This window comes from Sphingobacterium sp. UBA5996 (assembly GCF_002429765.1).
In the GTDB taxonomy this organism is placed as follows: Bacteria; Bacteroidota; Bacteroidia; order Sphingobacteriales; family Sphingobacteriaceae; genus Sphingobacterium.
The window spans coordinates 23,224-35,100 of record NZ_DJAS01000002.1; the positions used below are offsets into that span (position 1 = coordinate 23,224).

Sequence of the window (11,877 nt, forward strand, 5' to 3'; positions counted from 1 at the left end):
TTTTTTGCACCTTTGCCAAGGTTACATAGCGGCTCAGATTAAGTATATCAAGCAAAAATTTTCTAAAAGTGAATGTATGAACACGGAGACCAAAGCAACATTGCGTTCTGATTTTGAAAAAATGATGCGTTATTGCATACAGACAAACGGAGATTTCGGATTCAATCTTTTTGGTGACTATGCGGTATCAGCGTTAAATTTCTACGTTGGGAGTTCTATTCTGACAATAAGTGAAAAGCATGAAGCAGCGTTGTTTTTGGCTAACCTTTACAATGCAGGAATCAGAAATGTAATAAGTCACAAAGACCTTGAAGAAATTGCAGACGTGATTGCACAGGACGCAACGTTAAATTACCAGTTGCTCGCTCCGATTTTTTAATTAATGTTTTGTCCATACAAGATCACCTGTCTTATAGCCACATTGAAGAGCATAGGTTAGAAACTCATTTCTAATTTTATCTGGAATATCGGTATCTCTGCCTAAAATCCACATATAATCGAGATTATCGCCGAAGATCAGGGCATACTTGTAATCCGGTGTTATTTTGACAATGTTATAGCCACTGTAAAATGGGCCAAAGAACGATACCTTAAGTGCTCCTTCATTCGGGCTGTTGACAAATTTGGCTTTTCCAATAGATTGTTTCCATCGTTCTTTCTCTTCGGAATATCCCTGGTTATTTACGCGGATCGTACCATTTTTATTCTTACTATATTCGGCGGAAACCTGACTTAAGCCAGTTTCCCAACGAAAGTCGAGCCGGGCTATTTCATACCACTTTCCAAGATATTTATCCAAATCGAATGGATCGACAACATCGGGCCGCGAAATGACCGGTTTAAGGGCATTGTATGCGACTGTTCCTAGTGCTACCGTGGCCAAAAGCAAGAGTGATTTTTTCTTATCCATATTCATTTTTTTCGAAATTATTTGTTAGTAAAACAACAATTTTAATACCAATAAGGTTTAGAGAAGCCGGGCTATTTTATTAATTTTGTTGACTTAAAAATTGTATTGGTGTATTCAAGGGAAGAGATAAAACAATTAAAACATTCGTTCTGGACGAAGTTTGGTCAATTTATGGCATTACATTTATCTGCGGATGGAGAAAAAGCAAATTGGATTAACTACAAAACAGGTGTTAAGCATTTGTATTTTAAAATGGATGCAGATAAAAATGAAGCGAAAATCGCGATACAGTGGTCGCAGCCGGATGCTGGTATCAGGGCATTGATGGCTGAGCAGTTTCTTCAGTTTAGAGCTTTACTGCATGATCTGCTCGGAGAAGAGTGGATTTGGGAGATGGATGGAAGAGATGAATATGGAAAGCCAATTTGTCAGATTTATACCACTATGCAAGGGCATAGTGTTTTTAGAGAAGCGGATTGGGCCGAACTTATTTCGTTTTTTAAGCCCCGAATGATTGCGCTGGATGAATTTTGGTCGTCCGCAAAATATGCGTTCGACTTATTTAAATAAATTTAATTTAACTATACAAAGATGGGGTTGATACCCATTCAAATCAACAGTTTAAAAACCGGCTAAATTGCGCTGGAAGTTGATTTGAGGGGAAAAACAGCATCATTTAAAACAACTATTCAATGAGAAAAATAATTAAGGGTTTGCTCGTGTTGACTTTGTGCTTTCAGCTTTCATCGGTATTTGCATGGGGAACGATCGGACATCGTGTGGTCGCTGAAATTGCAGAACGTCATTTGACTAAAAAAGCGAAAAAGAATATCGGAAAAATTATTGGTAAGCAAAAGCTTGCTTATTGGGCAAATTGGGGTGACTTCATTAAGTCGGATCCTAATCCCGAATTTAAAAAATTAGGCAATTCACATTTTATCAATTTAAATTCCAATTTACCTTGGGCAGAGTTCCAGTTGGGGCTTGAAAATTCTGCCGATGAAAATTTGTATAAGACCGCTATCCGCATCGAACAGTCTTTCGCTGATAAGACTATCGCTATGGAACAGCAGAAGCAAAATCTTTATTTTTTGATCCATATCTTAGGGGATGCGCATCAACCCATGCATGTAAGCCGTGCTGAAGACCAAGGGGGAAATAAGATTGAAGTAAGCTGGTTCGGAAAAAAATCAAATATCCACCGTGTATGGGACAGTGATTTAGTGGATAACGAAAAATATAGCTATACGGAGTACGCAACAGTGCTCGATGTGAATAGTAAAGAGCGAAACCTACAATTGGCGGCTGGAGAACTTTCAAATTGGCTCTATGAATCCAATCAATTAGCGGAAAAAATATATGCTGATGTAGCAAATAATGCCAATTTATCCTATTCGTATGTTTATCAAAATAAAGATGTGATGGAACAATGTATGTTGAAAGGTGGCTTACGCCTGGCTAAAGTTTTAAATCGGATCTTTGGTTAAGATATCGCTTATAAGTTTTATAGAGAAAGGCTGTAGAATAAACGAAAATTACCAGTAGAAATCAGAATTGGATTCGGGCGACAGCTTTAACGTATTAATTCCAAAAAAAGGAGACCAAAATCAGTTAGAATTTGGTCTTTTTTTATGTAAGCTGCATAAAACTTCAAAAATTATTTGTTGTCAAGTTGATGAGACAGACTTTTAATACAGCTTCTTTTTTCTTGGTATATACTATCTTTTGAAGCCCTAAAAAGGTTTTTATGTTTAGGTTTAAACAATGCCCAAAGATCATTTGTTTTCTTCGTAATAAATCAAAGTTCGATGACTATTTCCCAATTGCTTAAAAAAATTGTTCCATTTGCCAAACCTTACAGGCGATTGATCTTTTACACCTTACTTTTGACTGTCGTGGGATCTTTTGCCGCACAGATCAATGCTTTTATCTTGCGCTATACAGTCGATCGAATTAACGATTTGATGGTCGCCAAAGAGCCTTTGTCTAAGGGTATGTATATCGTTGGAATAATCAGTATCATTTTGCTGGTTAAAGAGATCATCTACGCGATCGTTCAGTTTGGCCAGAAATTTTATGGTGAGAAACTTCGTATCTATATCGCAAGGGATTTTTCTCAATCTATTGTCAATCGTATCTTGACGTATAAATTAGCCTTTTACACGTCCTCAGACAACGAAAGCGGCAAATTGGCCACTCGCATAGACGCTGGGATCAGTTCATTAACGCGGTTAGTACAGAATTTTTTTATTGATATTTTACCGTTATTTGCAAATGCGATTATTGCACTTATCTGTATGTTTTACGCGAACGTATATGTAGGTTTGGTTGGGGTTGCTGTCATTCCCTTATACCTGTACATTGGGCAAACCCAAGCATCAAAACTGACCGGATTTAGAAGGCAAATGCGGAAATATCGTGAATCCAAAAATAATCGAATTATTAGTTTGATCGATTCCATATTAGTGATCAAATCATTCGTTCGGGAACCGGAAGAGGCCAAGCGGCATGAGACGATCCAATACGTGATGACTGAAAATCAAATGGCAACTCGGAAAACTAGTTTTCTATATGATAGCATTAAGAATTTCGTCGAACAGATTGCCGTTGTTATTATTATTGTTTTAACATCCTATCTAGTGCTTTCGGGGCAGATCACTATTGGGGCAATCATGTTTCATATTATGTTGTTTAACAACGTTTCTGCGCCAATACGTCAGCTTCATCGCATTTATGACGAGGTCAATGATGCATTGATCTATTCGGAGTCTTTTTTTGAAATCCTAGAGTCCGATGAGCAGATCGAATCTAGAGGTGAATATAAACCTGAGCAGATCAGAGGGCATTTGGAACTTAGGAATGTGTTTTTTGAGTACCCAAACGGTACTGTCGCTTTGAAAGATGTAAGTTTCGATATCAGACCGAATGAAATTACAGCTTTGGTCGGTCTAAGTGGAGCCGGGAAGAGTACGATCATCAATTTATTGGATAAATTTTACGAACCTGCTGAAGGCCAAATTTTTTTGGATGGAGTGGATTTGGCGAAATATGATACCGCATTTCTTCGTCAACAAATTGGAATGGTGTTGCAAAAAAATCACATTTTTAAGGGAACGATTTTGGAGAATATTGAATATGGAAAAATTGGGAGTTCAAAAGATGAGATTATGGAAGCCGCTAAGAAAGCCTATATTCATCAACAGATCATGGAGCTTCCAAAAGGTTATGATTCAGATGCGCAATCTTTATCCGGTGGTCAACAGCAACGGATAGCCATCGCACGGCTGTTCCTAAAAAATCCGCCGATTATCTTTTTGGACGAGCCAACGGCGAATTTAGATGCTATCGCTACCGAGCAGATTAAGAATAGTTTGGATGCCATAAAAAAGGATCGTACAGTAATCATTGTTTCTCATAGTATCTCTCAGATCATTGATTCCAACGCGATTGTTGTAATGGAAAAAGGTCGCGTCGCCGAAAAGGGCAAACACGAGGATCTTTATGCGCGTAAAGGCACATATCACGCTATTTTTTCTGCCATGGCCAATAGTTTGAATCTGAGTAAAATAAGTAAGACATTGCAGGGTGGCGGAAGATAAAGATTATGGTCAGGCCGATCGGCTATGTAAGATCATTCCCATCACCACCATGACAATCCCAATGGAGGAATAGCCATTTGGAAGTGCAGCATGTAAAATAAGGATTTCACCAATTAAAGTAAAAATAACTTCCATCGCCTGGGTGGCTTCTACGGCAGCAAGTGCCTTATGGTCGTGATGCACAAGATCGGTCGCTGTAAAAAATAAAAGTGTCGCTATCACGCCCGAACATAGCGCAACTAGGAAGGTTTGCAAAAGCTGACTATCTGTTGGTAATCCATTTTCTGAATAGCCAAATAGACTAAGCACGATCCAAAAAGGCATACTACAGATTGTCATGCCTAACGTGCGCTGAAAAGCATCTAGTCTATTCCCTGATATTTTCATCATTTTACGGTTGCCTAAAGGGTAGGCGATGGCACCAACCAATACTGGAATTGTCCCCAACAGCATGGTATTTAGCGAAGTGGATTGAGCCTCCGCAATTTGCATGAGAAGGATGCCGATAAAAATAATAATAGAAAACAGGAGGGAAGCTTTTGATATTCCTTTTCGATACCCCCTCTTCTCGATTAAAGGACCAATGAACATACCGGCAATGATGGTAAACTCGAAGGTACTCGCCACGAGCCAAGAGGGGCCGTAATTGGCACCAAAGGTTAGCGTTGCATAGAACAAACCGAAACCAATCGTACTCCACAGCAGCCATTGTACTACATTTGATTTTATTTCTTTCAATAAACTACGGAGATTTCCCCGGATAGCGACGATAACGAATAATATGGGTAACATCCAAATAAAACGTAAAGAGGCCGTCCATTGCCAACTTCCGCCGGAGACGGCCATAATGCGATTGAGAACAAAAGTACTGGCAAAGAAAAGCGCCGCTAAAGTCCCTAGAAGGATAGCATTATTTTTATTCTTTTTTAGTGTAAATTGGAAAAGCATAATTAAAGTGAATAGGATGTATACTTCAATTTGTGAAAGTAAGCAAATGCCTCTTTAATTGAAAATGAAACAAAAAGTAATTGATTTTTATCACGATTTTCTCATTTAAAATTCCTTATTTTGCCTAATCAATAAAACAAGTAGTAAGAAAATTAATCAAGATGATTATACAACCAAGAACTAGAGGTTTTATTTGTTTAACCTCGCATCCACAAGGGGCTGCGCAAAACATTAAAAATCAAATTGAATACGTAAAATCCAAAGGTGAAATCGCGAATGGACCAAAAAAAGTGTTGGTAATCGGAGCTTCAACTGGATTTGGTATTGCATCTCGGATTTCGGCAGCATTTGGTTCTGGAGCTGCTACAATCGGTGTGTTTTTCGAAAAACCTGCAGCCGAAGGCAAACCTGGTACTGCCGGATGGTACAATTCTGCAGCTTTTGAGAAAGAGGCGCATGATGCGGGATTATATGCCAAAAGCATTAATGGGGATGCTTTTTCTGATGAAGTGAAAAAGCAAACTATCGAACTTATTAAAAAAGATTTAGGACAGGTTGATTTAGTGGTTTACAGTTTGGCTTCACCACGCCGTACTCACCCCAAGACTGGTGTCGCACATGCTTCTGTTTTGAAACCAATACAAGAGCCTTTTACCAATAAGACTGTAGATTTTCACACAGGTGTAATTTCAGATATTACCATTCAGCCTGTCGAAAATCAAGAAGATATTGCTAATACAGTAGCAGTAATGGGAGGAGAGGACTGGAAATACTGGATTGAAGATCTTAAAGCTGCTGGCGTATTGGCTGAGGGCGCGAAAACCGTCGCCTACTCTTATATAGGACCTGAACTTACTTATCCAATTTACCGTAATGGTACTATTGGTCGTGCCAAAGACGATTTAGAAGGAACAGTGCCTGCAATAAATGCTATTTTGAGCGATATTCATGGTGTTTCTTATGTATCGGTTAACAAGGCCTTGGTCACGCAATCAAGTTCGGCTATTCCCGTTGTTCCTTTGTATATTTCTCTTTTGTATAAAGTGATGAAAGAAAAAGGTATCCACGAAGGCACAATTGAGCAAATGCAACGTTTATTCGCTGAGCGACTATATACTGCTGACGGAAAAGTTTCCCTCGATGAAAAAGGCCGTATCCGTGTTGACGATTTGGAGATGCGTCCGGATGTTCAGGCAGAAGTTGCAGCATTATGGGAAAAAGCAACCACTGAAAATTTAGCAGAAATTTCAGATATTGAAGGCTATCGCAATGAGTTTTTCAATTTGTTCGGATTCAATTTCGACGGTATCGATTACAACGCAGATACAAATGAAGTTGTTGGAGTGCCGAGCATTGAAAGCTAAAATACACGAATTAGCATAAAAAAAGAGCGGCTGATAGGTGAAAATTCAGCCGCTCTTTTATGAAATATATCTTCTGTAAATCGCTTTTATGAACTCATGCTGTCGCTAAGCAAGTGCTTTTCTTTTCGTATAAATAAGGTTTCCAACCACCGCAAAACCAATAGCAACCATAATTGAACTAAAGGGATAGATAGCGCCCATCCCCATATTGTTTGCCACAAAACCGATCAGAGGCCCCGTGATTCCCAAAGAAATATCAATAAATAGACCATAGGCTGCTAAAGCCGAGCCCTGTTGGCTTTGGTCGACTCTTTTAATCGCTTCAACACCAAGCGCAGGAAAGACTAGTGAAAAACCAAGACCGGTCAATGCTGCCCCCAATAAGGTCCAAATAGGGTTAATAACTGTAGCAATCAGTAATAATCCTAATGATTCAACAAAAAGACTCAGCAGTGCAACTTTTAAACCACCATATTGATCAATAACCTTATTGAATACAAGTCTGGTCAAGATGAAGAAAATTCCAAATACCGTTAAACAGGACGCTCCGTTTTGCCAGTCAAAATGCTCATAATAGAGTGTCATGAAAGTCGAAATGCTTCCGAAGCCAAGTCCACCCAAAGCAAGACAGATTCCAAACGGAGCTACTAAAAGTAATACCCGTTTGAAGCTGACCTTTTCAGTCCTTTTTCGAACAACCCGGTAAGGCGTTTTTGAGCGGCAGTATACATAGCCTAGTATACCAACAACAATTGTTAGCACACCTAAAGCTTCGTAACTGATATGATTTACCATGAGGACACCTAAGGGAGCGCCAATAGCCAATGCGCCATAGCTCGCTATGCCGTTGAACGAGATCGCTTTAGCTGCATGCTCATCGCCAAGTTCCATAAGAGCCCAATTTATGGGGCTGGCACCGACCATACCCTCAGCAATTCCAGTCAGTAATCTGGTGATTACCAAAAGTCCTAAACTGATAAAGGGCTGTGATTTAAATAGGAAAACAAGTAGAAGCAGGACACCAGACATGGCAAAAAATAGCATACTGCGCAAAACAGAAACTTTTGGGCCCTTTGTGTCAACTATTTTTCCGGCATAACCGCGAAGTAAAAAAGTAGCAATGTATTGAATGCTAATGACCAATCCGGCGACAATTGTATTAAATCCCAAAGTCTGGTGAATAAAAATGGGTAGGGTAGCAAGTGATAGGCCGATAGTGAAATAACCGAGGAAGGTTAAAGAAACATAGCCTAAAATCTTTTGATTGACCTCCCGAAGAGAAACTGTCATCTTAAAAATTTTAGGCAAAAATACGTCTTTAAGCTTATTTTTTGAAATTAAATCAATAAACAACTGTCTCTTTAATATCACAATTCTTTTCGAGCCATTGTTGATCAAATTGTTTTGGGGAAACTCTTTTACCCTGGTAGATGTAATTTTTTCGACCTCGCCCTTTACTGGGGGGCCAGGGATTTTGTTTACTATTTTTTCTTCGGGGCAGTCTTGTATTAAAACCTGCTGCTCAAGTTGACGAGTTCTGCATGAGAAGAGCATAGATACAACGATAAAAAGAAAGGATAGTTTATTCATGAGTTTAGTTTTTAATAAGATAGTTAACGTATCAATTGCTGGGAGTGCGACACGAATTTGTGAAATGGAATACAACTTTTTGAACAGCCATTTGTTCTATAAAAGTACCTGAAGTGCTAGAACAGCCGACAGGGAAATTTATGTTATAAAATTAGTTTAAATAGTTATCGTAGAAAACATGAAAAGAAAAGCAACAGCCCAATGGAATGGCAATCTTAAAGAAGGAAAAGGTAGCCTGACTACCGATAGTACAGTATTAGATCACACCCAGTATTCATATTCAACGCGGTTTGAAAATGGTGTTGGAACAAATCCTGAAGAGTTATTGGCTGCAGCGCATGCAGGATGTTTTACCATGCAATTGAGCGCCTATCTTTCTGAAGAAGGTTTTGTTCCTGATGAGTTGACAACTGTATCAACAATTGTGATGGAAAATGGCTCCATTGTACGGTCTGAACTGGAGTTGAAAGCGAAAGTTCCTTCAATAGACGAATCTAATTTTCAGACAATAGCGCAGAAGGCTAAAGAGAACTGCCCCGTAAGTAGGGCATTTACGTTTGAAAAAACGTTAAATGCAGAGTTGTTGTAACCGATTTTCTACAATGAACAAAAACGTATTCTTTCTTCGTAAAAAGAACAAAAAGATGTTATTTTGGTCGGATAAAGAATAGGTAATAATATTGAATTTTAATCAATCAAATTTTGGTTCAGAAAAAGAAAAACAAGGTAAATTCCACGGAACTGGCAGAAAGAAATAGTGAGGCGGGAAAGATATTTTTGGAAATGCATGCACATCAAGATGGTGTCGTTGTATGCGCTTCGGGCTTGCACTATAGGGTATTGACAAAAGGAGGCGGGCAGATACCAAAAAAGTCCGCAAAGGTTATATGTCATTACAAGGGTGAACTCTTAGACGGAACCGTATTCGATAGTTCCTATAAGCGGAAGCGGCCAGAAACGTTCTACATCAATGAACTGATCGTGGGATGGCAAGAAGCAATTTCAAAGATGCCTGTCGGGTCTATTTGGGAGGTGTGCCTTCCACCAAATTTGGCTTACGGAAAAGAGGAGTTGGTTCCTGGAAAAGGAGGGCAATGTACTTTATTATTTCAGATTGAGTTAATTGCCATTTTAGCTTAGCGCAAATGAACTTCATAAAAAAAGNNCTTTTTTTATGAAGTTCATTTTTATTCTACTTCTTTGATTTTAGCATTGATTTCGGCAGTTTTAGCCTCATCCTGCATAAAAATATAATAGTTCTTCAAATTGGTTAATGCATCTACATTTTTAGGCTGCAAAGAAACTGCTTTTTCTAAATAAGGAAGCACTGGCTTTAATTCGGCTTTAATCTTATTTAATTCAGCATCATACTGTGCCTGTGTTAACTTTCTATTATTATTAACAACATTTAATTTTTCACGCGTTTTGTTCATCAGTGTGATGGCCAAATTCGTATTTGCCTCAAAAAAGTTTGGATCGATTTCCAATGCTTTCTTATATGCTGCAACTGCCGCCTCATCATTCTTTGCAGAAGATTGAGCGATACCTAGGTAATAATTTAAGCTTTTATTGTTAGGATCTTTCGCTAACTGCGCTGTAATAGCATCAATTGTTTCCTTTTCATGACCTGTAATTAAATTCAGCTCAATATTCTGCGTCATTGCTGCGTTGTCGTCAGGATAAGCTTCAGCTGCTTTTTTTGCATATTCCAGTGCAGATGTTGTATCCTGCATCGATAGATACAACTTAGGTAAGTCTACCATAATTGTTTTATGCGAAGAGAAATCTTTTCTTGGAATCAATTCTTTGTAGCGTTCAATTGCATTTTTATAATCTTTGTTAGATAATGCCGCAACCCCACTGTAATAGGTCACTAACGTATCGCCAGGAAGATAGGTCAATGCTTTTGTAAAAGAGCTATACGAATCAGCATATTTTTGAGCTTGATATTCTTCTGCACCTAAATTGAAGTTATATTGCCCTAAGATTTGTTCTGCAACCGAAATATTCGCTTTATTGGCACCATCTGTATCCAGTTGTTTTGCTTTAGCAATTCCATCTTCAGCCAATTTTGCCAATTCAGAAGATTTATCAATTGTCGATAGATTAGCATTTACTAACGCATATACTGTCCATGCCTCGGCGTTATCTTTAGTTTTTTCGTTGATTACAGCAGCATCAATAGCTTCCTTTGCAGTTTTCAGGTTGGGCAAACCCAACTGTACCGTGCCAGCATCTTTCAATTCCTGAAATTTTGCCAGGCCAGTTTTCGCCTTTTTTATATTACCGGTTTGCGCAAAGGAAACTGAGGTACATACAGTACCCATTGCGGCTAATAATAATAGAGATTTTAAATTCATATCTATTTAACTGTTAATTGATTCAATAATAAATTCACCCTGTCTAATTGCGATGCATCGTCAATGAGCGTATAATATTTAGCCAAGGCTTTGAGCGCATTAACATCATAAGGTTTTATTTCATTTGCTTTCAACAGGTATTCAATAGTTAATTCCTGTATATCCTGATTCGTAGGTTCCTTTAATAAAGTTTCAAGATTGATCAGCCCCAAGGCAAGATTAGACTCGTAATTATTCGGATCCAATCGCAATACGTTATTATAATATTCCTTCGCCTTTTTGATATCATTGGCATTTTCGTAGGAATAGCCGGCGATATAGTTCAATTCCACATTTTCTGGCTCCAAACGGATAGCGTCAGCGATAACATTGAGTATTGCATCATAAGAATGATTAGCCGAGTAGACATCAATCAACCTAAAAAGTATCTGTTTATTTTCAGGAAATGCAACATGTCCTTTTTCAAGAACGTTTAAAACATCCTGTTTAGTACCTCCAAGAGAATAAATATGTGCCAATTCAAGAAAGTAATTGGGCTTAGGTTGTTCACTCTTAATAAGTTCATTATAATACTTGATCGAGTTCATATAATCTTTATTCTTACCCGAGAGTACGGCGAGATTATATTTAAGATCATTATTTTTGAATCCAAGAGAATCTATTCGAAGATATGCTTTATAAGCTTTATCAAATTTACCATCCTTTAAAGCAATGCCCGCTTGATAGGAGATGGCCCCAGCGAGATTTTGACGAATATAGTCCATTTCAGCAGGAAAATTTCGGCGTGCTTTTTTTTGATCCAGAAGCTTAAGTGATTTGATGGATATATCAATAGGATCCATCTTATATTGCTGCTTCCTTGTTGAGTCTGCAACAGCCAAGGAACTATACACCAGTGCTCTTAAGAGATTATTGTTAACAGAAGCAGAATCTTTCCTTGACTGAAAAGCCGCGTCTGCAAATTTCCGTGCGTTTTCAAGATTTTTGAACTCGCCGGTTTTGGTATATAAAGCAAAACTGTTGCTGCCCTCTTTCAAATTGGATTGGGCAACAACAGTTAAACTACTTGCAGATATTAAAAATGATATCAGTAAGTTTTTCATTAG

General features: G+C 38.3%; 12 protein-coding genes. 7 read left to right on the top strand and 5 right to left on the bottom strand.

Annotated elements, in window-relative coordinates:
- Window positions 1-76: 76 nt before the first annotated feature.
- Entirely contained in the window at window positions 77-379 is a 303-nt protein-coding gene (locus tag B3E00_RS01175) for a hypothetical protein (RefSeq protein ID WP_293884583.1), read from the top strand.
- On the opposite strand, the gene B3E00_RS01180 is transcribed toward B3E00_RS01175, so the two are convergent.
- A complete protein-coding gene (locus B3E00_RS01180; RefSeq protein WP_209579210.1) occupies window positions 380-910 on the bottom strand; it encodes a lipocalin family protein in 531 nt (176 codons plus the stop codon). It abuts the gene before it with no gap.
- Between the two features lie 108 nt (window positions 911-1,018).
- Here B3E00_RS01180 and B3E00_RS01185 point away from each other — a divergent pair, with 108 nt between their 5' ends.
- The 3 genes from B3E00_RS01185 to B3E00_RS01195 all read left to right on the top strand — a co-directional run bounded on the left by B3E00_RS01185 (window position 1,019) and on the right by B3E00_RS01195 (window position 4,509).
- Window positions 1,019-1,480, top strand: a complete 462-nt coding sequence (locus B3E00_RS01185) for a DUF4268 domain-containing protein (RefSeq protein ID WP_293884585.1) — start codon at window positions 1,019-1,021, stop codon at window positions 1,478-1,480.
- Between the two features lie 122 nt (window positions 1,481-1,602).
- Window positions 1,603-2,397 (top strand): S1/P1 nuclease, encoded by a 795-nt coding sequence (locus B3E00_RS01190; RefSeq protein WP_293884586.1) that lies wholly within the window; start codon window positions 1,603-1,605, stop codon window positions 2,395-2,397.
- A gap of 321 nt (window positions 2,398-2,718) precedes the next feature.
- Window positions 2,719-4,509, top strand: a complete 1,791-nt coding sequence (locus B3E00_RS01195; protein WP_293886437.1) for an ABC transporter ATP-binding protein — start codon at window positions 2,719-2,721, stop codon at window positions 4,507-4,509.
- A 9-nt stretch (window positions 4,510-4,518) separates the two neighbouring features.
- Here B3E00_RS01195 and B3E00_RS01200 read toward each other — a convergent pair whose 3' ends face one another.
- The gene (locus B3E00_RS01200) at window positions 4,519-5,457 is read right to left on the bottom strand and encodes a multidrug resistance efflux transporter family protein (protein WP_293886438.1); all 939 of its coding nucleotides are present in this window, start codon (window positions 5,455-5,457) and stop codon (window positions 4,519-4,521) included.
- A gap of 161 nt (window positions 5,458-5,618) precedes the next feature.
- Between B3E00_RS01200 and fabV the strand changes: the two genes are divergently transcribed.
- On the top strand, window positions 5,619-6,821 hold the full coding sequence (fabV, locus tag B3E00_RS01205; protein WP_293936390.1) for an enoyl-ACP reductase FabV: 1,203 nt from the start codon (window positions 5,619-5,621) through the stop codon (window positions 6,819-6,821).
- A gap of 105 nt (window positions 6,822-6,926) precedes the next feature.
- On the opposite strand, the gene B3E00_RS01210 is transcribed toward fabV, so the two are convergent.
- Complete coding sequence (locus B3E00_RS01210; RefSeq protein WP_293936393.1) at window positions 6,927-8,411, bottom strand: MFS transporter; 1,485 nt, start codon at window positions 8,409-8,411, stop codon at window positions 6,927-6,929.
- 178 nt (window positions 8,412-8,589) lie between these two features.
- Here B3E00_RS01210 and B3E00_RS01215 point away from each other — a divergent pair, with 178 nt between their 5' ends.
- Window positions 8,590-9,000 carry an OsmC family protein gene (locus B3E00_RS01215; protein ID WP_209579218.1) on the top strand — a complete coding sequence of 137 codons (411 nt, stop codon included), beginning with the start codon at window positions 8,590-8,592 and terminating at the stop codon, window positions 8,998-9,000.
- Between the two features lie 113 nt (window positions 9,001-9,113).
- On the top strand, window positions 9,114-9,551 hold the full coding sequence (locus B3E00_RS01220) for an FKBP-type peptidyl-prolyl cis-trans isomerase (RefSeq protein ID WP_293936396.1): 438 nt from the start codon (window positions 9,114-9,116) through the stop codon (window positions 9,549-9,551).
- 47 nt (window positions 9,552-9,598) lie between these two features.
- Here B3E00_RS01220 and B3E00_RS01225 read toward each other — a convergent pair whose 3' ends face one another.
- Window positions 9,599-10,771 (bottom strand): tetratricopeptide repeat protein, encoded by a 1,173-nt coding sequence (locus B3E00_RS01225; RefSeq protein WP_293936399.1) that lies wholly within the window; start codon window positions 10,769-10,771, stop codon window positions 9,599-9,601.
- A gap of 2 nt (window positions 10,772-10,773) precedes the next feature.
- Window positions 10,774-11,874 carry a tetratricopeptide repeat protein gene (locus tag B3E00_RS01230; protein WP_293886442.1) on the bottom strand — a complete coding sequence of 367 codons (1,101 nt, stop codon included), beginning with the start codon at window positions 11,872-11,874 and terminating at the stop codon, window positions 10,774-10,776.
- Between the last annotated feature and the right edge of the window lie 3 nt (window positions 11,875-11,877).